General features: G+C 68.5%; 20 protein-coding genes. 5 read left to right on the top strand and 15 right to left on the bottom strand.

Annotated elements, in window-relative coordinates; genetic code table 11:
- Positions 1-253: 253 nt before the first annotated feature.
- Both NGJ44_RS15825 and NGJ44_RS15820 read right to left on the bottom strand, forming a co-directional pair.
- The gene (locus tag NGJ44_RS15825) at positions 254-1690 is read right to left on the bottom strand and encodes a sigma-54-dependent transcriptional regulator (RefSeq protein WP_251864526.1); all 1437 of its coding nucleotides are present in this window, start codon (positions 1688-1690) and stop codon (positions 254-256) included.
- Positions 1691-1729: 39 nt separating this feature from the next.
- A complete protein-coding gene (locus NGJ44_RS15820) occupies positions 1730-3652 on the bottom strand; it encodes a sensor histidine kinase (RefSeq protein ID WP_251864525.1) in 1923 nt (640 codons plus the stop codon).
- A gap of 289 nt (positions 3653-3941) precedes the next feature.
- Here NGJ44_RS15820 and NGJ44_RS15815 point away from each other — a divergent pair, with 289 nt between their 5' ends.
- Positions 3942-5288: a dicarboxylate/amino acid:cation symporter gene (locus NGJ44_RS15815; protein ID WP_053246519.1), complete on the top strand. Its 1347-nt coding sequence runs from the start codon at positions 3942-3944 to the stop codon at positions 5286-5288.
- A 50-nt stretch (positions 5289-5338) separates the two neighbouring features.
- Here the strand turns inward: NGJ44_RS15815 and NGJ44_RS15810 are convergent, their stop codons facing one another.
- The 3 genes from NGJ44_RS15810 to NGJ44_RS15800 are packed head-to-tail and all read right to left on the bottom strand — an operon-like array spanning position 5339 to position 7816.
- Positions 5339-6058: a 4-carboxy-4-hydroxy-2-oxoadipate aldolase/oxaloacetate decarboxylase gene (locus NGJ44_RS15810; RefSeq protein WP_251864524.1), complete on the bottom strand. Its 720-nt coding sequence runs from the start codon at positions 6056-6058 to the stop codon at positions 5339-5341.
- The gene (locus tag NGJ44_RS15805) at positions 6055-6777 is read right to left on the bottom strand and encodes a PIG-L deacetylase family protein (RefSeq protein ID WP_251864523.1); all 723 of its coding nucleotides are present in this window, start codon (positions 6775-6777) and stop codon (positions 6055-6057) included. The genes NGJ44_RS15810 and NGJ44_RS15805 overlap by 4 nt, the downstream gene beginning before the upstream one ends.
- A 58-nt stretch (positions 6778-6835) precedes the next feature.
- Complete coding sequence (locus NGJ44_RS15800) at positions 6836-7816, bottom strand: tripartite tricarboxylate transporter substrate binding protein (RefSeq protein WP_251864522.1); 981 nt, start codon at positions 7814-7816, stop codon at positions 6836-6838.
- Between the two features lie 147 nt (positions 7817-7963).
- Between NGJ44_RS15800 and NGJ44_RS15795 the strand changes: the two genes are divergently transcribed.
- Positions 7964-8908 (top strand): LysR substrate-binding domain-containing protein, encoded by a 945-nt coding sequence (locus tag NGJ44_RS15795; RefSeq protein WP_251864521.1) that lies wholly within the window; start codon positions 7964-7966, stop codon positions 8906-8908.
- Here the strand turns inward: NGJ44_RS15795 and NGJ44_RS15790 are convergent.
- The 7 genes from NGJ44_RS15790 to NGJ44_RS15760 all read right to left on the bottom strand — a co-directional run bounded on the left by NGJ44_RS15790 (position 8860) and on the right by NGJ44_RS15760 (position 14085).
- A complete protein-coding gene (locus NGJ44_RS15790; protein ID WP_053244006.1) occupies positions 8860-9471 on the bottom strand; it encodes a Maf family protein in 612 nt (203 codons plus the stop codon). The two genes, NGJ44_RS15795 and NGJ44_RS15790, sit on opposite strands and share 49 nt — an antisense overlap.
- A gap of 13 nt (positions 9472-9484) precedes the next feature.
- Positions 9485-9955, bottom strand: a complete 471-nt coding sequence (gene rlmH / locus NGJ44_RS15785) for a 23S rRNA (pseudouridine(1915)-N(3))-methyltransferase RlmH (RefSeq protein WP_251864520.1) — start codon at positions 9953-9955, stop codon at positions 9485-9487.
- Positions 9956-9962: 7 nt separating this feature from the next.
- Positions 9963-10364: a ribosome silencing factor gene (gene rsfS / locus NGJ44_RS15780; protein ID WP_053244005.1), complete on the bottom strand. Its 402-nt coding sequence runs from the start codon at positions 10362-10364 to the stop codon at positions 9963-9965.
- Between the two features lie 63 nt (positions 10365-10427).
- Entirely contained in the window at positions 10428-11015 is a 588-nt protein-coding gene (gene nadD / locus NGJ44_RS15775; protein ID WP_251864519.1) for a nicotinate (nicotinamide) nucleotide adenylyltransferase, read from the bottom strand.
- The gene (hemF, locus tag NGJ44_RS15770; RefSeq protein ID WP_251864518.1) at positions 11012-11920 is read right to left on the bottom strand and encodes an oxygen-dependent coproporphyrinogen oxidase; all 909 of its coding nucleotides are present in this window, start codon (positions 11918-11920) and stop codon (positions 11012-11014) included. The genes nadD and hemF overlap by 4 nt, the downstream gene beginning before the upstream one ends.
- Positions 11921-11933: 13 nt before the next feature.
- Complete coding sequence (gene purD, locus NGJ44_RS15765; protein ID WP_053244004.1) at positions 11934-13241, bottom strand: phosphoribosylamine--glycine ligase; 1308 nt, start codon at positions 13239-13241, stop codon at positions 11934-11936.
- Between the two features lie 109 nt (positions 13242-13350).
- Complete coding sequence (locus NGJ44_RS15760; protein WP_053244003.1) at positions 13351-14085, bottom strand: YebC/PmpR family DNA-binding transcriptional regulator; 735 nt, start codon at positions 14083-14085, stop codon at positions 13351-13353.
- Between the two features lie 154 nt (positions 14086-14239).
- On the opposite strand from NGJ44_RS15760, the gene NGJ44_RS15755 reads away from it, so the two are divergent.
- The 3 genes from NGJ44_RS15755 (at position 14240) to NGJ44_RS15745 (ending at position 18111) form a co-directional block, all read left to right on the top strand.
- Positions 14240-15742 (top strand): helicase HerA-like C-terminal domain-containing protein, encoded by a 1503-nt coding sequence (locus tag NGJ44_RS15755; RefSeq protein WP_251864517.1) that lies wholly within the window; start codon positions 14240-14242, stop codon positions 15740-15742.
- A gap of 305 nt (positions 15743-16047) precedes the next feature.
- The gene (locus NGJ44_RS15750) at positions 16048-17115 is read left to right on the top strand and encodes a tartrate dehydrogenase (protein WP_251864516.1); all 1068 of its coding nucleotides are present in this window, start codon (positions 16048-16050) and stop codon (positions 17113-17115) included.
- A 39-nt stretch (positions 17116-17154) separates the two neighbouring features.
- Positions 17155-18111, top strand: a complete 957-nt coding sequence (locus tag NGJ44_RS15745; protein ID WP_251864515.1) for a WaaZ-like lipopolysaccharide core biosynthesis protein — start codon at positions 17155-17157, stop codon at positions 18109-18111.
- A 78-nt stretch (positions 18112-18189) separates the two neighbouring features.
- On the opposite strand, the gene NGJ44_RS15740 is transcribed toward NGJ44_RS15745, so the two are convergent.
- The 3 genes from NGJ44_RS15740 to NGJ44_RS15730 are packed head-to-tail and all read right to left on the bottom strand — an operon-like array spanning position 18190 to position 22458.
- A complete protein-coding gene (locus NGJ44_RS15740) occupies positions 18190-19794 on the bottom strand; it encodes a DHA2 family efflux MFS transporter permease subunit (protein ID WP_251864514.1) in 1605 nt (534 codons plus the stop codon).
- A gap of 10 nt (positions 19795-19804) precedes the next feature.
- Positions 19805-21028: an HlyD family secretion protein gene (locus NGJ44_RS15735; protein ID WP_251864513.1), complete on the bottom strand. Its 1224-nt coding sequence runs from the start codon at positions 21026-21028 to the stop codon at positions 19805-19807.
- A gap of 20 nt (positions 21029-21048) precedes the next feature.
- The gene (locus NGJ44_RS15730) at positions 21049-22458 is read right to left on the bottom strand and encodes an efflux transporter outer membrane subunit (protein WP_251864512.1); all 1410 of its coding nucleotides are present in this window, start codon (positions 22456-22458) and stop codon (positions 21049-21051) included.
- Positions 22459-22515 lie beyond the last annotated feature (57 nt).

Below are 22515 nucleotides of genomic sequence, written 5' to 3'. Positions count from 1 at the left end.
ATGATAGTGGACGCACGTCTGTGAAAGTAGGTCATCGTCAGGCTTTTATCCCTCAAAACCCCGCAGCCCAACCGCTGCGGGGTTTTGTTTTTGCGCGCGCCGCCACCCCACACCCGGCCACCGACCCATCGGCACGCCCTCCCCAGGGCCCGCGCCAGTACGAAATCCGGCCGGCACCGGCGCCTACGCCGCGTTCCGCAAACCGCAAACCTTGAACCGCAAACCGCGAACGCGAGCGTCGATGCGCCGGAAATCAGTCGGTAGACGAGCCGGGTTGAGGAGCGGCGTAGGCCTGGCGTTCGATGCCATGGCGCTGGAGCTTGTCGTAGAACGTCTTGCGCGGGATGCCCAGCGATTGCAGCGTGGCCTTGACCTCGCCCTGGTGGGCCGCCAGGGTTTCGCGCAGGATGCGGGCTTCGTAGCGCTCCATGCGTTCCGGCAGGCTCAGGCCGGTGTCAGGATCGGGCTGATGCGGCGAGGGAGCGGGGGGCTCGTTGAGGACGCCCAGCACGACGCGCTCGGCGAAGTGGGCGAGCTCGCGGACGTTGCCCGGCCAGTCGTGCGTGAGCACGTGGCGCTGAAGTTCCGCGGAGATTTTGGGAATGTCGCGATGGAAGCGGCGGGATGCCTGGCCGAGATAGTGCGCGAACAGCAGCGGGATGTCGTCGCGCCGTTCGCGCAAGGGGGGGATGCGTATGGTGACGACGTTAAGGCGGTAGAACAGGTCTTCGCGAAAGCGCGCGCGGATGGCGGGGCTGCCCAGGTCTTCCTTGGTGGCCGCCACGACGCGCAGGTCGAGATTGCGCACTTCGTTGCTGCCCAGCGGCGTGATCTGCCGGGATTCCAGGACGCGCAGGAGCTTGACCTGTACGGCCAGCGGCATGCTCTCGATTTCGTCGAGGAACAGGATGCCGCCGCTCGAATGCTCGATGCGGCCGATGCGCTTTTTCTGGGCGCCGGTGAAAGCGCCGGGCTCGTGGCCGAACAGCTCGCTTTCTATGACCGATTCCGGCATGGCGCCGCAATTGATGGCCACCAGCGCGCCGTTGCGGCGCTGGCTGAGGCGGTGCAGGGTGGTGGCCACGACTTCCTTGCCGGTGCCGGTTTCTCCTTCGACCAGCACGTCCACGTCAGCATCGGCGATGTGGCGCAGGGTCTGCTTGATGCGCTGCATGGCGGGCGTAGCGCCGATGAATAGCGGGTCTTCGCCGTCCGCGCTGAAGGCCGCCGCACGCAAGCGGCGGTTCTCGAGCACCAGCCTGCGCTTTTCGGCGGCATGCGTGATGGCGGTGACCAGGCGGTCGGCCGCATAGGGCTTGGCGAGGAAATCATAGGCACCGTCGCGCATGCACTGTACGGCGGTGGGAATGTCGCCATGGCCGGTGATGAGAATGACGGGGATCTCGGGATCGATGTCCCGGAGCCGCTGAAACAGCTGCAAGCCGTCGATGTCGGGCATGCGGAGGTCTGTGACCACCACGCCGTCGAACTCCGGCGTCAATGCAGGCAGGGCCGGGCGCGCGCCGGCATAGGCGTCGACGGCGATGCCGTGCAGCTTGAGCGTCTGGACATTGGCGCGGCGCAGATCCTCGTCGTCGTCGATGAAGACGACGCGGGGCGGGCTTGCCGGCAGGGAAGGGGTGTCGCCGCGGTTGGCGGGCGGATTGGATGGCGGTGCGGGACGGGTCATGCGGATATCCAGACAGAAAGAGGAGCGGGCGGCGGGGCGCTATGCGCCGTTCGAGCCCGCAGCGCCGGATTGCGCCTTGCGCAGCGTCAGGACGAATACGGCGCCGCCCGGCAGGCCGGCGGGCAAGGGCTCGCCGGGCTCGGCCGCGCGCAGTTCGCCGCTGAACTCGGCGGCAATGTCGCGCGAGATGACGAGCCCGAGGCCCAGTCCTTCGGGCTTGGTGGTGAGAAAGGGAATGAAGAGCCGGCCGCGGGCTTCGGCCGTCAGCCCGGGGCCGTCGTCGCCTACGTAGAGGCGGACGGCGTTCTGGTCTTCGCGCACGGCCAGGCCGATGCGGCCGGACGGTCGGTTCTCCATGGCCTCCAGGGCGTTCTGCAGCAGGTTGACCAGCACCTGTTCGAGCCTCAAGGGGTGTGCCTGCACCAGGAAGTCGCGCTCGAGCGGGCGCGGCAGCGCCACGTTCTGGCGGCGCGCGCGCGGCCCGACCAGCAGCAGGGCGCCTTCGAGCGTCTGGTTGAGGCTGGTGGGCTCGAGGCTGTCGCCGGCTTTACGCGAGAAGGCGCGCAGCTCGCCGGTAATGTTGCCGATGCGTTCGGTGAGCGAGGCGATGGCTTCGAGGTTTTCGCTGGCCGTTGCCATGTCGCGGCGCGCGAGGAACTCGCGCGCGTTGTCGGCGTAGGCCCGTATCGCGGCCACGGGCTGGTTGATTTCATGCGCGACGCCGGCGGATATCTGCCCCAGGAGCGCCAGCTTGCTGGCCTGCACGAGTTCGTCCTGCATGGTGTGCAACTGCGCGGTGGCGCGCTGGCGTTCATCCATTTCGGCGACCAGGCGCTCATTGGTTTCCCTGAGCTGGGCGGTGCGTTCTTCGACCTGGGCCGTGAGCTGCCGCTGGATGGCGGCTTGCTCCGAGGCGCGGGTGCGATGCAGGTGCCGCCGGTACACGGCAATGCCGCTGGCCGTGCCGAGCACGGCCAGCGCCAGGAGGACGCCGAGCTGCGCGTTGGCGGTGGCGCGGTTCACGGCCGATTCCACCGGGGTCAGCAGATGCAGCGTCCAGTCAGGCGATTCCGTAATGGGGACCGTGGTGTGCAGCAGGGGCGCGCCGACGGAAATGTGCGGCGGCAAGGGGGCATGGGTATTGACGAGCTGCGCCGCGCTTTCCGGGCGTAGAAGCGGGCTGAACGGCAGCGCGAGAAAAGGCGCGTCGCCGAACTGCAGGCTTGCCCGCAGGCCCCGGGCCAGGTCCGGAGGCAGCGGCTCCAGCACGGAGAAGCGCCATGCCGGGTTGCTGCCCAGGAGCACAATGCCGTGCTCGTCCGTGACGAAAATGGGCGCGCTGGATTGCCGCCAGTCCGCCTCGAGCGCGCGGAAATCGACCTTCAGCACGACTACGCCCAGCATGGCGCCCCGCGCGTCGTCGACCCGCCGCGCGAGGTACAGGCCGGCTTCATGACTGACGGTGCCCAGGGCGAAGTGTTCGGCATAGCCGTGCGTCGCGGCGTTCTTGAAATAGGGGCGGAACTGGTAATCCACGCCCGCGAAGGTGGCCGGCTCCCTCCAGTTGCTGGCTGCGATGGCGTAGCCGGTGTGGTCGAGAACGTAGATGGCCGAGGCGCTGACGCCGCGGCTCAGGGCGTCCAGCTTCTCGTCCAGCGTCAGGATTTGCGCGGGCTGCGGGTTGCGCAGCGTAGCGCGCAAGGCCTCGTCGCGAGCCAGCACGAAGGGCAGCGTGCGGAATTTGTCCAGGTTGTTGCGCAGCAGGGCGGCGTTGAGCTGGCCGGCGCTGCGCGCTTGGGCGGCGATTTCCTTCACGGCGCCCGCGCGAGCCCACTCGGTAGCGAGCCGCAGGGCGACGCCGGCGGCGGACAGGAGCAGCGCGGCCAGCGCCAGCCGGGCGAGCCACGCGCCCGCGCCGGGACGGGGCCGGCCTGCTGGCTGGGAAAAGCGGGGTGGCGTCATAGAGATGTGTGCGAGTTTCCGCACATTCTACTCTGGATGTGTGCGAAATTTCGCCGAAATGCCTGAGGCGGAGGGAGCGAGTGTCGGAAAAATCCCGGGAAAACAAGGGCTTGGAAAAGGCCCCGGCGTTCAGGCGGCCTGGCATGGTCTTTGCATACCTTCTTGCCAAGCCGCCGCCAGGCGGCGAAGCCGGCTCCGGGCATTTCCCGGTGAGCCATAAAAGAGATAACGCTCCAGCCCCGGCCAGGCAAGCCGGCCGGCGCCGGGGCCCTGGTGGGGACAAATCCCAATGATCGACGTGGATCACGGCGCGCCTGCGCGCAAGCTCAAGCTCTATCAAATCCTGTACGTGCAGGTGCTGTTCGCCATTGTGGTCGGCATGCTGCTGGGGTATTTCAAGCCCGATCTCGGCGAGGCCATGAAACCCCTGGGCGACGGTTTCATCAAGCTGGTGAAGATGATCATCGCTCCGGTCATTTTCCTGACAGTGTCCACCGGCATCGCCGCCATGAGCGACCTGAAAAAGGTGGGCCGCGTGGCCGGCAAGGCCATGCTGTATTTCCTGGTGTTTTCGACGCTGGCGCTGGTCGTGGGCATGGTGGTGAGCCACATTGTGCAGCCCGGCGCGGGCATGCACATCGATCCGAACACGCTGGACCAGAAGGCCGTCGCCGGCTATGTCAGCAAGGCGCACGACTCCACCGTGACGGGCTTTCTGCTCAACGTCATTCCCTCCACGATTTTCAGCCCGTTCGTCAGCGGCGACATCCTGCAGGTGCTGTTCGTGGCCGTGCTGTTCGGCATCGCGCTGGCCATGGTGGGCGAGCGGGCCAAGCCGGTGCTGGATTTCCTGACCGCCCTGGCGCAGCCCGTGTTCAAGCTCGTGGCCATCCTGATGAAGGCGGCGCCCATCGGCGCGTTCGGCGCCATGGCCTTTACCATCGGCAAGTACGGCATCAAGTCGGTCATCAACCTGGCCATGCTGGTGGGCACGTTCTACGCCACGTCCGTGCTGTTCGTGGTGGTGGTGCTGGGGATGGTGGCGCGCTACAACGGTTTCTCCATCCTGAAGCTGGTGCGCTACATCCGCGAAGAGCTGCTGCTGGTGCTGGGCACCAGTTCGTCGGAAGCGGCCCTGCCCACGCTGATGCAGAAGATGGAGCGCGCCGGGTGTTCCAAGTCCGTGGTCGGCCTGGTCGTGCCCACGGGATACTCGTTCAACCTGGACGGCACTAACATCTACATGACGATGGCGGCGCTTTTCATTGCGCAGGCCTGCGATATTCCGCTGACGCTGGGCGACCAGATCCTGCTGCTGCTGGTTGCGATGCTGAGCTCCAAGGGCGCCGCCGGCGTGACGGGCGCGGGCTTCATCACCCTGGCCGCCACGCTGTCCGTGGTGCCGTCGGTGCCCGTGGCGGGCATGGCGCTGATCCTGGGCGTGGACCGCTTCATGTCCGAGTGCCGCGCGCTGACCAACCTGGTGGGCAATGCCACCGCGTCCATTGTGGTGGCGCGCTGGGAGGGCGAGCTGGATCGCGACCAACTGAACGCCGCCCTGAACGACGGGGCCGCGGCCCATCCCGCGCCCGAGGCGCCGCAGCCCGGCTTGCCGGCCGAGCCGCGCCGCGCCTGAAGCAAAAAAGCCGGGTCGAGCCCGGCTTTTTTCATGCGGAGGGCATGGCTTCAGTGCAGGTCCGCCGCGCTGTCCACGTACACGAGGCCCGCGGCCCGCAGTTTTTCGCGCATGCCGTAGATGTCCAGGCCCAGTTCTCCCGCCGCCAGCCGCTGGCGCGTAATGGCTTCGCGCGACAGGCGGGCGTCGCTGGCATCGGCGGCGGCGCCAGCGTGGCGGCGCGGCACCACCACGACGCCGTCCTCGTCCGCCACCACGACGTCGCCGGGTTCGACCAACGCGCCGCCGCAGACGACCGGCACATTGACGCTGCCCGGCGTCGCCTTGACGGTGCCCCGGGCGCAGACGGCCTTGGCCCACACCGGAAACCCCATGGCCTGCAGGGCCCGCACGTCGCGGCAGCCGGCGTCGATCACCAGGCCGCGGACCCCGCGCGCCTTCAGCGAGGTGGCGAGCAGCTCCCCGAACATGCCGTCGTGATTATCGGTAGCGCAGGCCACGACCAGCACGTCGCCGGGCTGGCAGAGCTCGACGGCCACGTGCAGCATCCAGTTGTCGCCGGGCTGGGCAAGCACGGTGACGGCCGGGCCGGCTGCGGTCGCGCCCGGCCACACGGGGCGCAGCGAGGGGTGCAGCAGGCCGGTGCGGCCCTGGGCTTCGTGCACCGTCGCCACGCCCGCGGCTTCCAGGCGCCGCACCGCCTCGGCGTCCGGGCGCGGAATGTTGCGCACGGCAACGTGGCGCGGGCCCGCAGGACGGCCGGCGCTCATGCGAACGCTCCCGTCACTTGCGGGAAGACGCGCTGGTAGCCTTCGGCGTGGGAGATCTTCAGGTCCGAATTGCGCGAGGCCTGCACGCCGCGCTGCAGGGCCACACGGGTGTAGTACTCCCAAAGATGTTCCTGCGCCGACATGGATTCGAAAGCTCGGCGCTTGACGTCCCACACCTCGGAGATGTCGAGCAGCACTTCCGGTTTCCAGTCGCATTGCTCCGGCTGGTGCGGTTCGAACAGGAATACCGGCGGCGCGCCGAGCACGGGCTGCGACGGGTTATGCCCGTGCGCCTGCGCGATCACGCGCGCTTCCTGGGCGACGTGCGTGGCCAGCGGGTGGTCGAAGTTATAGGGATCCTTGAGCGAGTGCGTCAGCACGAAAGCCGGGCGCAGCTCGCGGTAGATGTCCACGAGCTGGAACAGGGCGTCGTCGTTCACGCGCAGCGGATAGTCGCCGCAATCCAGGAAGCGCACCGAAGCGCCGAGGATGCCGGCGGCGCGCGCGGCCTCTTCGCGGCGCGCGGCCTTGACGCGCTCCAGCGTCATGCCGGGCTCGCGCCACAGCTTGGCCGATTCGCCGCGTTCGCCGAAAGAGAGGCAGACTACGGTCATGTTCCAGCCCCGCCTGGCGTACAGGGCGATGGCGCCGCCGGCGCGCCAGACGAAATCGGCGGAGTGGGCGCTGACGATCAGGCCGTTGGAAGTGGGAGTGCTCATGCGCTGGTCCTGAAAGAGAGAGGCGCCGCGAGACGCCTGGCGAAGCCGGGGCGCGCCGTCAATCGGCGCGGATGCCGGCCTCCTTGATGACTTTGGTCCATTTCATGGTTTCGCTGGCCACAAAGGCGCCGAAGTCCTGCGCCGAGCCCGGCGTGACAGTGGCGCCCATTTCGGCCATGCGCTTCTCGACGCCGGGGTCGGCCAGCGCGGCCTGCAGGGCCTGGTTGAGCTTGGCGACCACGGGCGCGGGCATGCCGGCCGGGCCGACGAGGCCCCACCACACCGTGGCGTTGGCGCCGGGCAGATTCTGGGAAGCCGCCGTGGGGAGATCGGGCATCAGCGCCGTGGGATGCGGGTTGAGCACCGCCAGTGCGCGCAGCTTGCCGGACTGCACGTGCGGGACGACCTCGAGCGGATTGATCGACATGAAGGTGATGCGTCCGCCCAGCAGGTCGGTGATGGCGGGCGAACCTCCCTTGTAGGGAATGTGCAGCGCCTTGAAGTGGCCTTCGGACTTGAGGATTTCGCTGGCCAGGTGGCCCGAGCTGCCGTTGCCGGCGGAGGCGTAGGTCAGCCTGTCGGGGTGGGCCTGGGCGTCTTTCGCCAGGTCTTGCAGCGAACGGTAGGGCGAATCGGCGCGCACCACGACCACCAGGGGCGCATAGCCGATGGCGCCCACGGGCGCGAAGTCTTTGGCGGGGTCGAAAGCCAGCTTGGAGAAAAGGGCGCCGTTGCTGGCCAGCGTGTTGGAAGCGGTGAGCAGGGTGTAGCCGTCGGGCTGGGAGCGCGCCACGTTTTCCATGCCGATATTGGTGGCGGCGCCGGGACGGTTGTCCACGATGATGGTCTGCTTGAGCGCTTCCGACATCTTCTGCGTGACCAGGCGGGTCACGATGTCCACCCCGCCGCCCGCGGCGTAGGGCACGACGATGCGGATGGGTTTGTCGGGGAAGCCGTCCGCGGCATGGGCGGTCGGCAGGGCCGCGGCCAGGCAGAGCGAAGCCGTGGCGCGGCCGAGCATGCGGGGCAGATTGAACATGGTTGTCTCCTGTGCGGTTCTGATGTGCGTGTACCGGCATGTTGCGGATTCAGTACTAATACTGTCCAATACTTTTTCTGAGGCCGATTTATTTGGCTTCAAAATAAGAAGCTTGAGTCCGCCATCCCAGCCCCCGCAGGAGCCCGCATGGATTTCCGCCAATTGCGTTATTTCGTCGCTGTTGCCGAAGAACTGAGTTTCAGCGCGGCGGCCAGGCGCCTGCACGTGAGCCAGCCGCCGCTCAGCCTGCAGATCAAGGCGCTGGAAGAAGAGCTGGGCGCGGTGCTGCTGGCGCGCAACAAGCGCAACGTGGCGCTGACCGAGGCGGGCGCGCTGTTTCTGGAACAGGCGCGCCATGCGCTGGGCCATCTGGATCGCGCGGGCGAGGTGGTGCGCCTGGCGGCGCAGGGCGACGCGGGCGAGATCCGCATCGCGTTCACGGCCTCGGTGCCCATGGTGGACGCCTTTCCGCGGCTGGTGCAGGCGTTTCGGGAGCGCCATCCCGCGGCGCGGGCGGATCTCATCCACATGTCCACCGGGCAGCAGCTGCACGCGCTGGCGGACAAGGACATCAGTGTGGGGTTTCTGCGGCCCTCGCCGCAATTCTGCCCGCCGCCCGGCATTGTCACGTTGGATCTATGGGCGGATCGCCTGGTGGCCGTGCTGCCGGCCTGGCACCGCCTGGCGCGCGCGCAGGAGCCTTTGCCCGTGACCGCGTTGGCCGACGAGTCCTTCATCCTGTTTCCGCGCGGGCTGGGCTGCGGCTTGTTCGAGCACGTCACCGCGCTCACCAGCCGGGCGGGCTTTGCGCCGCGCCTGATGCAGGAAGCGCGCGAAGGCGCCACCATCGTGGGGCTGGTGGCGGCGGGGATGGGCGTTTCGGTGCTGCCGGAAACCTATGCGCGCACGGGCATCCCCGGCGTGGTGTATCGCCGCCTGGATACGCCGGACGCGGTCAGCCGCCTGATCCTGGCCTACCGGCGCGGGGACGTCGCGCCGCTGCTGCGGCGCTTCGTGGAAACCGTCGAGCGCGAGGCAGGCGCTCAGGGGAGTTCGATGCCCGCCGAACCCAGCAGCTGCGCGGTTTCGTAGACCGGCAGGCCCATGACGCCGGTATAGCTGCCGGCGATATGGCTGACGAAGACGCCGCCCAGGCCCTGGATGCCGTAGGCGCCGGCCTTGCCGTAGGGTTCGCCGCTGTCGCAATAGCGTTCGCGCTCCGCCTGCGAGAGTTCGCGCATGCGTACGGTGGTGATGGAGACGGCCTCGTGGAGGCGTCCGGCGTGCGCCAGCGCCACGGCCGTATGGACCTCGTGCTCGGTTCCGGAAAGCGCGGCCAGGATGCGCAGCGCGTCGTCGCGATCGGCCGGCTTGCCCAGCACCGCGCCGCGCAGGATGACGGTGGTGTCGGCCGCCAGCAGCGGCAGTTCCGGCAGTTCCTGGTCGCGCATCCAGGCCACGCCGCGCTCGGCCTTCTCGCGCGCCGTGCGGCGCACGTAATCGGCCGCCGCCTCGCCCGGCAGTTGCGGCTCGTCTTCGCCCGGCGGGGCCGGCACGCGCAGCACCTCGTGAGCCAGTCCGAGCTGGGTGAGCAGTTCTCGGCGGCGGGGGCTGCCGGAGGCCAGGTACAGGCGGGGAGCGGCGGGGCGGGTCATGGCGTGCCGGGCGTCAGGCCCGGTGATAGGGGTGGTTGGTGAGAATGGCCCAGGCGCGATAAAGCTGCTCGGCCAGCACGACCCGCACCATGGGATGGGGCAGGGTGAGCGAGGAAAGACGCAGCATGCCCGAGCACGACGCCTTGAGGCCGGCGTCCAGGCCGTCGGGGCCGCCGACCAGGAAAGCCACGTCCTGGCCGCCGGCGCGCCACTGCTCGAGTTTTTGCGACAGAGCCATGGTGGTGAGATCGCGGCCCCGCTCGTCCAGCGCGATGCGCAGGGCGCCGGCCGGCAGGGCGGCTTCGATCCGCCTGGCCTCGGCGGCCATCATCTGCGCCGGCGTCTTGCCGCTGGTGCGGGACTCCGGCTTGATTTCGCGCAGTTCGAGCGCGCAGTCCGGCGGCAGGCGCTTGGCGTAATCGTTCCAGGCCGTCTCGACCCAGTCCGGCATGCGCGTGCCCACGGCCACGACGAGCAGTTTCACGGCGGGCTCAGTCTTCGGCGCCGGGTTGCGGGCCGAGCCCGGGAGGCGGCACGCGGGTGGATTCCGGCAGCAGCTTCACGCGCACCGGCTTGCCGCCCCAGATTTCCTCGAGGTTGTAATACTGGCGGATGGCCGGCTGCATGATGTGCACGACCACGTCGCCCAGGTCGACCACGACCCATTCGCCGGTGTCTTCGCCTTCGATGGTGATGCCGGGGATCTTCAGGTCGCGGCCGCGGTCGGCCACGCTGGAGGCCAGGGCGCGCGTCTGGCGGTTGGAGGTGGCGCTCGCGATGATCACGCGGTCGAAAAGGCTGGTCAGGTGCGTGGTGTTGAACACCTTGATGTCTTGCGCCTTGACGTCTTCGAGCGCGTCGATGACGGCGCGTTGGAGTTTTTGTATATCCATAGCTGCGAATGATAACCCGCGGAAAACCCGCGGGAAGGCGGCGCAAGCGGGGCTTGCGCGCGGTTAACGGTACAGGTGGTGCGCCGCAATATAGGCGGCGACGGGTTCGGCCAGCAGGCCGCGGGTCGATTCGCCCGCCGCCAGCTTCCGGCGTATCTGCGAGGCGGACACCGCCATGGGCGCAAATGGCAGGGCCTCCAGCCCGTGCCCGGTCTGCGCCAGCCAGGCGGCCAGTTCGGGCGGCGGCGCCAGGGAGGAGCCCGGCCGGGTCGCCACGGCCAGGTCCACCCGCCGCGCGATTTCCCGCCAGTCGCGCCAGGTGCAGAAATTCAAGAGCTGGTCGGCGCCCAGCAGCCACACGTAGCGCGGCCCTTCGGGCAGGGCCCGCAGCGTGTCGATGGTGTAGGTGGCGCCGCCGCGCTCGATCTCGATGGGGTTCACGACCAGGCCGCATTCGCCCTCGATGGCCAGCTCCAGCATGCGCAGGCGGTGCGCCGGCGCGGCGTGCAGGGCCGCGCGCTGCCAGGGGTTGGCCGCCGGGATGAGCTGCACTTCGGACAGGCGCAGCGCCTGCAGCGCCGTGCGCGCCAGCGCGACGTGCGCCACGTGCACGGGGTCGAAGCTGCCCCCCAGCAGGCCGACGCGCTTCACACCCAGTCCCGCGGCTTGAGGTAGGCCGCAAGCTCCGCTTCCGGCGTGCCGGCCTCGGGCTGCCAGTCGTAGCGCCACTGCGCCATCGGCGGCATGGACAGCAGGATGGATTCGGTACGCCCGCCCGACTGCAGGCCGAACAGCGTGCCGCGGTCGAACACCAGGTTGAATTCGACGTAGCGGCCGCGGCGGTAGGCCTGGAAGTCGCGTTCGCGTTCGCCGTAAGGCAGCGAGCGGCGGCGTTCCACGATGGGCATATAGGCCGGCAGGAAAGCGTCGCCCACCGAGCGGGTGAGGGCGAACGAGGCGTCGAAGCCCGGTGCGTTCAGGTCGTCGTAGAAGACGCCGCCCACGCCCCGGGTTTCGTTGCGGTGCTTGAGGAAGAAGTACTCGTCGCACCAGCGCTTGTAGCGGGGGTAGTAATCGGCCCCGTGCGGCGCCAGCGCGTCGCGGCAGACGGCATGGAAATGCCGGGCGTCTTCCTCGAACGGGTAATAGGGGGTGAGGTCCAGGCCGCCGCCGAACCAGAACACGTCGGCCTCGTCGTGTCCGGGGCGCGCGGCCGCCACGAACATGCGCACGTTCATGTGCGTGGTGGGAACGTAGGGATTGCGCGGGTGCAGCACCATGGACACCCCCATGGCCTCCCAGGAGCGGCCCGCCAGCTCGGGCCGGTGCGCGCTGGCCGAGGGCGGCAGTTTGGCGCCCTGTACGTGGCTGAACAGGACCCCGGCCCGCTCGAAGAGCCGCCCGCCTTCCAGCAGCCGGGACAGGCCGCCCCCGCCCTCGGGGCGGGTCCATTCGTCGGCGCGGAAAGCCGCGCCTTCGGCGGCCTCCAGCGCCTGCACGATGCGGGCCTGCAGGCCGGTGAGGTAGGCGCGCACGGAAGCAACGGGCAGGGTCATCGGCGTGTCCGGGTCAGGCGTGGGTCTTGGATTTCTGCTGCGAGGGCTTGAGCGCGCGCCAGCCGATGTCGCTGCGGTACTGGCGGCCGTCGAAATGGATGCCGTCGATGGCTTCGTAGACGCGGTCGCGGGCCATTTTCACGGAGTCGCCCAGCGCCGTGACGCACAGGACGCGGCCGCCGCTGGTTTTGATGCCTTCTTCGTCCACCCGCGTGGCGGCGTGGAACACCATGCAGTCTTCGGCGTCGGCCGGCAGGCCCCGGATGAGGTCGCCCGTGCGGGGCGTGCCCGGGTAGTTGTGGGCGGCCAGCACCACGCCCAGGGCCGTGCGGCGGTCCCAGACGATGTCGGCCTGGTCGAGCGTGCCTTCGACGGCGTGTTCCAGCACGTCGAGCAGATCGCTTTTCACGCGCATCATGATGGGCTGGGTTTCGGGGTCGCCCATGCGGCAGTTGAATTCCAGCGTCTTGATGGCGCGGTCGGGGTCGTCGCCGGGCGCGATCATGAGGCCGGCGTACAGGAAGCCGGTGTAGGGAATGCCGTCGCGCGCCATGCCCTGCACGGTGGGCAGGATGATTTCGCGCATGATGCGGTGGTGCAGCTCGGGCGTGACGATGGGCGCCGGCGAATAGGCGCCCATGCCGCCGGTATTGGGGCCCTGGTCGCCGTCCTGCAGGCGCTTGTGGTCCTGGCTGGTGGCCAGGGCCAGCACGTTGCGGCCGTCGCACATGACGATGAAGCTGGCTTCTTCGCCCACCAGGCATTCTTCGATGACCACGCGCGCGCCGGCCTGGCCCAGGGAGCCGTCTCCCAGCATGGCGTCGATGGCCGCGTGGGCTTCTTCGAGGGTGGCCGCCACGACCACGCCCTTGCCCGCCGCCAGGCCGTCGGCCTTGATGACGATGGGCGCGCCTTCCTGGTCGACGTAGGCATGCGCCTTGGCGGGATCGGTGAAGGTTTCGTAGCGGGCCGTGGGGATGCCGTGGCGCACCATGAAGGCCTTGGCATAGTCCTTGGAGCTTTCGAGCTGGGCGGCCGCCTTGGTTGGGCCGAAGATCTTGAGCCCCCGGGCGCGGAATACATCGACCACGCCGGCGGCCAGCGGCGCCTCGGGGCCGACGACGGTCAGGGCGATGCCTTCACGCTGGGCGAAGTCGGCCAGCTCCTCGGCACTGGTGAGCGCAATGTTTTCCATCTGCTCGGCCCGTTGCGTGCCGCCGTTGCCCGGCGCGACGTACACCTTGTGTACGCGCGGAGAGCGGGCCAGACGCCAGGCGAGGGCATGTTCGCGGCCGCCCGAGCCAATTACGAGGAGTTTCATTGTTGCGAGATTCTGAAGGTTGCCACGCTAGCCGTGGAAAAGGCGGCGGCGCCGGGCGCCGCCTGCTGCGGCCGCCGGGCCGTGCGGCGCCCGGCGGCCGCCAGCGGGATTACTGCTGCGCTTCGTCGAAAACAACGTTGGTATAGACTTCCTGCACGTCGTCCAGGCTTTCCAGGGCGTCGAGCAGTTTTTGCATCTTGACGGCATCTTCGCCGGAAAGCTCGGTTTCGTTCAGCGCCTTCATGATGATGCCCTCGACCTCGGCCTTCAGGCCGGCGGCGTCGAAGGCCTGGCGCACGGCGGCGAAATCGGCCGGCGCGCAAATGACCTCGACGACGCCTTCCTCGTCGGTGGCGACGTCTTCGGCGCCGGCTTCGAGGGCCGCTTCCATGACCTTGTCCTCGGAGGTGCCGGGGGCGAAGAGGAACTGGCCGCAGTGCTTGAACATGAAGGCCACGGAGCCTTCCTGGCCGAGGTTGCCGCCGTTCTTGGAGAACGCGTGGCGGACTTCGGCCACGGTGCGGGTGCGGTTGTCGGTCATGCAATCGACGATGACGGCCGCGCCGCCGATGCCGTAGCCCTCATAGCGCACTTCCTCGTAGTTGTCGCCGTCGGCGCCGCCCGCCCCGCGCTGGATCGCGCGCTGGATGTTGTCCTTGGGCATGTTGGCGTCGGTGGCCTTGTCCCAGGCCATGCGCAGGCGCGGGTTGCTGTCGGGGTCGGGGCCGCCGGCGCGCGCCGCCACGGTGATTTCACGAATGATCTTGGTCCAGAGCTTGCCCCGCTTGGCATCTTGGCGTCCTTTGCGGTGCTGGATATTGGCCCATTTGCTGTGTCCGGCCATGGCTTCCCACTAAATTGGTCTTCAAAGGCGGCATTTTAGCCTGCCCATGGCCGCGGCGTCCGGCCGCCGGGCCGCTGTGTCCTTCGCGCCACGCACACAAGCCCGTTTCCAGGCTCTAAACTTGGACGTCCCGATTTTCCGGCTGGAGTCCTACATGCCCGATCCCCTCGTCATTGCCAGGAACGCCCAGGGCGATCTGGCGCTGCTTCCCGCGCTGGCCAACCGCCACGGCTGCATCACCGGCGCGACCGGCACCGGCAAGACGGTCACGCTGCAGGTCATGGCCGAGGCCTTCTCCCGCATCGGCACCCCCGTGTTCATGGCGGACGTGAAAGGCGACCTGACCGGCATTTCCCAGGCCGGCGCGGCCAGCCCCAAGCTGGTTGAACGCCTGCGCACGCTGGGCCTGTCCGAACCGGCCTGGGCGGCCAGCCCCATGACGCCCTGGGACGTCTTCGGCGAGCAGGGGCTGCCGGTGCGCGCCACCATCAGTGACATGGGCCCGCTGCTGCTCTCGCGCATCCTGGAACTGAACGACACCCAGGAAGGCGTGCTCACCCTGGTGTTCCGGGTGGCCGACGACGAGGGCCAGCTTCTGCTGGACCTCAAAGACCTGCGCGCCATGCTGCAGAACGTCTCCGACCGGGCCGCCGAGCTCAAGACCCGCTACGGCAACGTATCGGCCGCCAGCGTGGGGGCGATCCAGCGCGCCCTGCTCGCCCTGGAATCCCAGGGCGCCGACAGTTTCCTGGGCGAGCCCATGCTCGACGTGGCGGATCTCATGCGCACCGATGCGCAGGGCAGGGGCATGGTCAACGTGCTGGCCGCCGACAAGCTCATGCAGGCGCCGCGCCTCTATGCGATTTTCCTGCTGTGGCTGCTGGCCGATCTCTATGAAAAGCTGCCCGAGGTCGGCGACCTGGAACAGCCCAAGCTGGTTTTCTTCTTCGACGAGGCGCACCTGCTGTTCAACGACGCCCCGCCCGCGCTGCTGACCAAGATCGAGCAGGTGGTGCGGCTGGTGCGCTCCAAGGGAGTGGGCGTGTATTTCGTCACGCAGAATCCGCTGGACATTCCCGATACGGTCCTGGGGCAACTGGGCAACCGCGTGCAGCACGCGCTGCGCGCGTTCACGCCGCGCGACCAGAAAGCCGTCAAGACCGCGGCCCAGACCATGCGCCCTAATCCGGGGCTGGACATCGAGGCCGCCATTACCGAGCTGGGCGTAGGCGAGGCGCTGGTGTCTTTCCTGGACGCCAAGGGCCGCCCCGTGCCCACCCAGCGCGCCTGGATCCTGCCTCCCGCCAGCCGCATCGGCCCCGCGACCGATGCCGAGCGGCAGGCGCTGCGCAAGGGCAGCCCGCTGGCGGCCAAGTACGAGCAGGCCGTGGATCGCGAGTCGGCCTACGAGGTGCTGGCCGGCCGGGCCTCGGCGCCGGCCGGCCAGTCCGGGGCGGGCAAGCCTGCGCAGGGGGACGAATCCCAAGGCGGGGGCTTCATGGACGGCCTGAACGAAGTGCTGTTCGGTTCCACGGGGCCGCGCGGCGGCAAGCGCGATGGCGTGGTCCAGAGCGTGGCCAAGAGCACGGCGCGCTCGATCGCGCGCGAGCTGGTGCGCGGCGTGCTGGGCTCGCTGCTGGGGTCGCGGCGCCGCTGAAACACGCTGCAGCAGCCATATTTGTAAACAGGGGTGTCCGTCGCGGACCTTTATGCCTATCATCCAGGGCTAAGACGAAATAACAGCAAAACGTTCCCCGCATGTGGCGCGTCCAGGTTCTGTCCGCCGCATCGCGGCGGCTTCCGGCCGCCGGCGGGAACGGTTCCCACGGAAATTCCCGTGCACCGGGTCGCATTGCGGCTGCCGTCGGCTCCGCCCAGGGCGAGCCGCCAGGGGCGCGTGCGCCGCGGACGGCGAACGGCGCATCCGGGCGCGGGATTTCGATGACACAAAAAGGAAGCACAGTGGCAACAAAGCACAAGATCGCGGTGATTCCCGGCGACGGGATCGGCAAGGAAGTCGTGCCGGAGGGACTGAAAGTGCTCGATGCGGCGGCCGCCCGTTTCGGCATCGATTTCCAGTGGGACCATTTCGACTGGAGCTGCGACTACTACGCGCGCCACGGCAAGATGATGCCGGACGACTGGCAGCGGCAGATCGGCGGCCACGAGGCCATTTTCTTCGGCGCCATCGGCTGGCCCGAGACGGTGCCCGACCACGAGGCCCTGTGGGGGTCGCTGTTCAAGTTCCGCCGCGAATTCGACCAGTACATCAACCTGCGGCCGGTGCGCCTGATGCCGGGCGTGCCGTCGCCGCTGGCCGGCCGGCAGCCGGGCGAGATCGACTTCTTCATCGTCCGCGAGAATACCGAGGGCGAGTATTCCAACAGCGGCGGGCGCCTGTTCGCCGGCACCGAGCGCGAAGTGGTCATCCAGGAAAGCGTGTTCACGCGCGTGGGCGCCGACCGGGTGCTGAAATTCGCCTTTGAACTGGCCCGCAAGCGCGGCAAGCACGTCACCGCCGCCACCAAGTCGAACGGCATTTCGATTTCGATGCCGTGGTGGGACGAGCGCGTGGCCGAGATGGCGGGGAACTATCCGGATGTCCGCTGGGACAAATACCACATCGATATTCTCTGCGCCCATTTCGTGCAGCATCCCGACTGGTTCGACGTCGTGGTGGCTTCCAATCTGTTCGGGGATATCCTGTCGGATCTGGGGCCGGCATGCACCGGCACCATCGGCATCGCGCCGTCGGCCAACCTCAATCCGGACCGCAAGTTTCCTTCTTTGTTCGAACCCGTGCATGGCTCGGCGCCCGACATCTACGGCAAGGGGATCGCCAATCCCATCGGCCAGATCTGGAGCGGGGCGCTCATGCTCGATTTCCTGGGTTATCCCGACGCCAGCGCGGCGGTGGTCCGGGCCATCGAAGCGGTGCTGGCCGAAGGGCCCCGCACGCGCGACATGAAGGGCAGCGCGTCGACCGCCGAAGTGGGCGACGCCATTGCCGCGCGGGTTGCCGCCGCCTGACGAGCGAGTGCGCGTTTTGCTGGCGAAAGCTAGGTTTAGATGGACGATTCTGTAATTTCCTCTCCTCCCGTCCGCGTGGGCGGGGGACGGGCCGACCGTTTTGTGCGCAAGCTGTTCCGCTTGTTGCGTTCGCGCACCCAGCGGCACAACCAGCACCTGTGGCCGTTCGTGCGCATCTGGCGCGACCACACCGGCGCGATCAGCGCCTACAAGGCCTTTGGCCGCTCGTTTCCGATTACTCCCCTGTCGGCCGGGTTCGATCCGGCCGACCAGGAGGTGCATCTCATCCTGAGCGGCCCCTCGGTGGCCGAGATTCCCTACGACCGCATGGACATCAAGGTGGCCATGGGGGTGAACGGCGCGATCGCGCTGGCCCGCAAGTTCGATCTGCCGTTCAAGTACTACTGCATCATCGACCAGAACTTCGTGCGCAACCGCATCGACCTGGTGCGGGAGATCGTGTCGCGCGACCTGACGCTGTACGTGATGCCCGAAGTGCTGCGCTACATCATGCAGGGCATCCCGCAGGAAGACATCCGCTGCCGCATCTGCATTATCGAGCTGATTTCCGCGCGCGCCTACGAACGCACCGCCGCGCCGGCGGTGCTCAAGCGCATGGCCGCGGCCACGCCCGACGTGCAGTTGCTGGACGCCAAGCGCGGCCTGGGCTACAGCTTCGACGTGTCGCTGGGCATCTTCGATGCGGACACCGTGGCCTACGCGGCGCTGCAGGTGCTGGTGTCCAACGGCGTGCGCAAGGCGTACGTGCACGGGCTCGACCTGACGACCCAGAACGGGCTGCGCTTCTACGAAGAGAAAAACCCGCAGACCAGCCGGCTGGGCCGCAAGTTCGCCAACCTGATCGAGCCCTCGTTCCGGTTCGCGTCGGAGCTGTGGCGTGCGCGCGGCGTGTCGGTGTTCAATCTCTCGCCCGTCAGCGCGCTGCCGCGCGACATCATGGAAAGGCTGGACTGGCAGACCTTCCTCAAGGACTGAGGCGGGCTGGCGCCCCGAAGCAAAAAGGGCATCCCCGAGGGGATGCCCTTTTTGCGGGGGAGGAACGGCGGAGCCCGTTCAGTGCGCCCCGGCGGCCGCTTCCGCCGCGCCGCCTCCGCCGCTGCGCGCCGACTTGGGCCGGGCCAGCCAGACCAGGCCGGTGAGCAGCAGGAAAATGATCGCGGAGGCGTAGAACACGTCCACCGCCGACATCGTGAACGCCTGGGCATTGATGAGGCCGTCGATGGTGCTGAGCGCCTGGTGATGCGACATGCCCAGCCCGTTCAGTGTCTGCAGCGTCTGGTCGAACGCCTGCTGGCCCGGCCGCGCGGCCTCGGTGAGCTGCGCATGGTGCAGGGTGGCGCGGTTTTCCCAGAGCGTGGTGGAGATCGAGGTGCCGAACGCGCCCGCGGTTAGGCGCAGGAAGTTCGACAGCCCCGAGGCGGCCGGGATGCGCCAGGGCTCGATGCCGGAAAGCGTAATGGAAGTGAGCGGCACGAAAAACGCCGCCATGGCCGCGCCCTGGATGATGGTCGGGACCATCAGCGTGCGCACGTCGGTCTGGGTATTGAAGCCCGAGCGCATGAAGCAGACCAGCGCGAAGATCATGAAGGCCACCGTAACCAGCTGGCGCGGATCGCGCGTGGCCAGCATCTTGCCGACGATGGGCGTGAGCAGGATGGCCAGGAAGCCCACGGGAGCCGTTACCAGGCCGGCGTAGGTCGCGGTATAGCCCATGTTGCTCTGCAGCCAGAGCGGCAACAGCACTACGTTGCCGAAGAACACGCCATAGGCCACGGCCAGCGTGATGGCGCCCACCGAGAAATTGCGTTCCTTGAAAAGCCTCAGGTCGACCACCGGATGCGCGTCCGTGAGTTCCCATATCAGGAAGAAGACGAAGGCCACGAAAGCCAGGCAGGCCAGCAGGATGATGGTGGGGCTGGCGAACCAGTCCAGTTCCTTGCCCTTGTCGAGCATGATCTGCAGCGCGCCCACCCAGACCACCAACAGCGCCAGGCCCACTTTGTCGATGGGCAGCTTGCGCGTGACGGATTCGCGCTCGCCGTAGATGCGCCAGCTGATCCAGGCGGCCAGCAGGCCCACCGGCACGTTGATGTAGAAGATCCACGGCCAGGTGTAATTGTCGGAAATCCAGCCCCCCAGCAAGGGGCCGGCCACCGGCGCGACCAGCGTGGTCATCGACCACACCGCGAGCGCCATGCCGGCCTTGGCCTTGGGAAAGCTCGCCAGCATCAGCGCCTGCGAGAGCGGGATCATGGGGCCGGCCACCGCGCCCTGCAGCACGCGGAATGCGATCAGGGCTTCCAGCGAGGGCGAGAAGCCGCACAGCCACGATGCCAGCACGAACAGCAAGGTGGACATCAGGAACAGCCGCACCTGCCCGAAGCGTTGCGTGAGCCAGCCCGTCAGCGGCACCGTGATGGCGTTGGCCACGGCGAAGGAGGTAATGACCCAGGTGCCCTGGCTGGTGCTTACGCCCAGGTCGCCCGAGATAGTGGGAATGGACACGTTGGCGATCGACGTGTCCAGCACATTCATGAAGACCGCCGTGGACAGCGCCACCGACCCGATGATGCGGGTCGCGCCCTCCAGCGGCGGGTAGGTGCCGGGCGGCTGGGCGGGCGGCTTGGGAGCCGCCGCGGGCTGCGCGCTGGTGCTCATGGAAATGTCCTCAGCCGTTGGCGCGGGCGACCGCCGTGTCGTCCGTGGCCAGGTTGTCCTGGATGATCTTGTTGACCAGGGCGTCGATTTCGTCGTGCGGCGGCTCGAAGGCGCGCGTGGACCATACCGGCTCCTTGCGGCCAGCCGCGGTCAGGGGCTCGCCTTCGTCCTTGCCGACATTCACCTCGACGTCCATCGACAGGCCCACCCGCAAGGGGTGCTTCTTCAGGTCTTCGGGGTCCAGCGCGATGCGCACCGGCACGCGCTGCACCACCTTGATCCAGTTGCCCGTGGCATTTTGGGCCGGCAACAGGGCGAAGGCGCTGCCGGTGCCGGCGTCCAGGCCGGCCACAGTGCCGTGGTAGGTGACCGAGCTGCCGTACAGGTCGGCCGTCATGGTGACGGGCTGGCCGACGCGCATCTTGCGCAACTGGCCTTCCTTGAAGTTCGCCTCGACCCAGACCTGGTCCAGGGGCACCACCGTCATGAGGGGCGTGCCGGGCGCCACGCGCTGCCCGACCTGAGCGCTGCGGCGCGCCACCACGCCTGCGACGGGAGCGGGCAGTACGGTGCGCGAGTTCGCCAGCCAGGCGTTGCGCAGGCCAGCCGCGGCCTCGCGCACGTCGGGATGGTTCTCGACGGAGGTGCCGCGCGTCAGCGCCTCGTTGGTGGCGAGCTTGGCGCGCGCGGCGGCCAGGGCGGCCTTGGCCTGCGCCAGCCCGGATTGTGCGCTCTTCAGCGCGGCCTGGGCGTGCAGGATTTCCTCGCCGCTCACGCCGCCCGACCGGGCGAGCTGCTGGCGGCGCGCGGCGTCGCTCTGCGCGCGCGTCAGCTCGGCCTGCGCGCGCAGGATGTCGGCCTCGCGCAGGGCCACGTCGGCGGCCAGCGCGTCATTCTGCACATAATAGGTGCGCACCTGGCGCACGGTCTGAGCCAGCTTGGCCTGGGCCTGCTGGAGCGCGATTTCCGTGTCGGCCGGGTCCAGGCGCAGCAGGGGCTGGCCGGCCTGGACCGTCTCGGTATCGTCGGCTTCGATGGCCACGACGGTGCCGGGCACCTGCGGCGTGATCTGCACCAGGTTGCCGTGCACGTAGGCGTCGTCGGTGCTCTCGAAATGCGAGCCCACCAGCGCCCACCAGAGGCCATAGGCGACGGCGACGAGGACGAAGGCCCCCGTCGCCATCAGCAGCAGGCGTTTGCGGGCGGGCTTGGGAGCGGGTTTGGCTGCGTTCATGACGTCTGAAATCCGGTCTGTCAATGGGTGGAAGGCGTGGCGTCCGCCGTCGCATAGCCGCCGCCCAGGGCGGTGGCCAGGCTGGCGTCGAGCTGGTAGGCGCGGATGCGCAGGTCGGTGTCCAGGCGCGCCTGGGTCAGCACGCCGGTCTGGGCGATCAGCACGGAGAGATAGTTGCCCATGCCCGCCTTGTAGCGGCTCACAGCCAGGTCATAGGCGGCGTCGATGGCCTCGCGGGCCTGGCGCTGCTGGGCTCTTTCCTGGTCCAGCAGGCGCAGGCCGTCCAGCGCGTCCGCCACCTGTTGCACGGCGTCCAGCACGGTCTGGTTGTAGTCGGAAACGGCCAGGTCCGCGTCGGCGCGCCGGCCCGCCAGATTGGCGTTGAGTTCGCCGCCGTGGAAGATCGGCAGCGTCACGGCCGGCCCGACGCCGGCCATGCGGCTGCCCGCCTTGAGCAGGTTGCCCGTGCCCATGGCCTGGAAGCCCACGAACGCGGCCAGGTTGACGTTGGGGTAGAACTCGGCCTTGGCGCTGTCGATGGCGTGGCCGGCGGCCTCGGCGCGCCAGCGTGCCGCCACCACGTCGGGGCGGTGGCCCAGGAGGTCCAGCGGCACGCTGGCGGGCAGCATGCCGCCGGGCGCCGTCAGCTTGACGGGCGCCAGCGACTGTCCGCGCTGCGGGCCGGCGCCGGCCAGCGCCGCGACCTGGTTGCGCAGCTGGGCGATCGTGGTCTGGTTCTGGGTCAGTTCCACCTTGCCGGCGGCCAGGGAAGACTCGGCCTGCTTGACTTCGACCTGCGTGTCCAGCCCCGCGGCGTAGCGATCTTTCGTGAGCTGCAGCACGTCGGCGCGCTGGCGCAGGATGCGCTCCAGCACGTCGCGCTGCGCAAAGGCGTTCTGCAGATTGAGGTAGGCGCGCACCACGGCGCCGGCCAGCACGTTGCGCGCCGCCTGGGCGTCGGCCTGCGCCGCCTGCTGCTGCGACACCGCCGCCTGCAGCAGCGAGCGGTTCTTGCCCCAGAAATCCAGCTCGTAGCTGAAATCCAGCGCCAGCCGGTTGTCGCTCACCACCGAGCCGCCCAGCGGCGCGGGGTAGATGTAGTTCTTGGACAGATGCTCGCGGGTGAGCTGGTAATCGGCGTCCACCCGCGGAAAGAGCGGGGCGCGCGCGGAACTGACGGCGGCGTTCGCCTGCGCCAGCCGCGCCCGTGCCGCGCTCATCGACGGATTGCTGGCCAGCGCCTCGTCCATCAAGGCGTCGAGCTGGGCGTCGCCATAGCGCTGCCACCAGCGGTCCTGCGGCCATTGCGTGTCCTGCCGGGCCAGGCCCAGGCGGGCGGCGTCCAGCTTTTCCACGGGGGCGGGGCCGGGCTCCATCAATGCGCAACCGCTCAGAGCGAGCACCAATGCGGTAGAAAAAAGGCGTTTCATCCTGACGGTATGCTGAATATGGTTGATTGATCTGTATTTGCCTAGGCAGGCATTATG

Origin of the sequence: Achromobacter sp. Marseille-Q4962 (assembly GCF_943737005.1) — a bacterium.
Lineage (GTDB): Bacteria > Pseudomonadota > Gammaproteobacteria > Burkholderiales > Burkholderiaceae_B > Achromobacter.
The sequence above is the reverse complement of the archived record's forward strand: the minus strand, read 5'-3'. Positions and strand labels throughout refer to the sequence as shown.

Excerpts from the sequence above, each read along its gene's own strand:
- NGJ44_RS15825 (WP_251864526.1), bottom strand. The coding sequence starts at position 1,690 with ATGACCCGTCCCGCACCGCCATCCAATCCGCCCGCCAACCGCGGCGAC.
- NGJ44_RS15820 (WP_251864525.1), bottom strand. The coding sequence starts at position 3,652 with ATGACGCCACCCCGCTTTTCCCAGCCAGCAGGCCGGCCCCGTCCCGGC.
- NGJ44_RS15815 (WP_053246519.1), top strand. The coding sequence starts at position 3,942 with ATGATCGACGTGGATCACGGCGCGCCTGCGCGCAAGCTCAAGCTCTAT.
- NGJ44_RS15810 (WP_251864524.1), bottom strand. The coding sequence starts at position 6,058 with ATGAGCGCCGGCCGTCCTGCGGGCCCGCGCCACGTTGCCGTGCGCAAC.
- NGJ44_RS15805 (WP_251864523.1), bottom strand. The coding sequence starts at position 6,777 with ATGAGCACTCCCACTTCCAACGGCCTGATCGTCAGCGCCCACTCCGCC.
- NGJ44_RS15800 (WP_251864522.1), bottom strand. The coding sequence starts at position 7,816 with ATGTTCAATCTGCCCCGCATGCTCGGCCGCGCCACGGCTTCGCTCTGC.
- NGJ44_RS15795 (WP_251864521.1), top strand. The coding sequence starts at position 7,964 with ATGGATTTCCGCCAATTGCGTTATTTCGTCGCTGTTGCCGAAGAACTG.
- NGJ44_RS15790 (WP_053244006.1), bottom strand. The coding sequence starts at position 9,471 with ATGACCCGCCCCGCCGCTCCCCGCCTGTACCTGGCCTCCGGCAGCCCC.
- rsfS (WP_053244005.1), bottom strand. The coding sequence starts at position 10,364 with ATGGATATACAAAAACTCCAACGCGCCGTCATCGACGCGCTCGAAGAC.
- hemF (WP_251864518.1), bottom strand. The coding sequence starts at position 11,920 with ATGACCCTGCCCGTTGCTTCCGTGCGCGCCTACCTCACCGGCCTGCAG.
- purD (WP_053244004.1), bottom strand. The coding sequence starts at position 13,241 with ATGAAACTCCTCGTAATTGGCTCGGGCGGCCGCGAACATGCCCTCGCC.
- NGJ44_RS15760 (WP_053244003.1), bottom strand. The coding sequence starts at position 14,085 with ATGGCCGGACACAGCAAATGGGCCAATATCCAGCACCGCAAAGGACGC.
- NGJ44_RS15755 (WP_251864517.1), top strand. The coding sequence starts at position 14,240 with ATGCCCGATCCCCTCGTCATTGCCAGGAACGCCCAGGGCGATCTGGCG.
- NGJ44_RS15745 (WP_251864515.1), top strand. The coding sequence starts at position 17,155 with ATGGACGATTCTGTAATTTCCTCTCCTCCCGTCCGCGTGGGCGGGGGA.
- NGJ44_RS15740 (WP_251864514.1), bottom strand. The coding sequence starts at position 19,794 with ATGAGCACCAGCGCGCAGCCCGCGGCGGCTCCCAAGCCGCCCGCCCAG.
- NGJ44_RS15735 (WP_251864513.1), bottom strand. The coding sequence starts at position 21,028 with ATGAACGCAGCCAAACCCGCTCCCAAGCCCGCCCGCAAACGCCTGCTG.
- NGJ44_RS15730 (WP_251864512.1), bottom strand. The coding sequence starts at position 22,458 with ATGAAACGCCTTTTTTCTACCGCATTGGTGCTCGCTCTGAGCGGTTGC.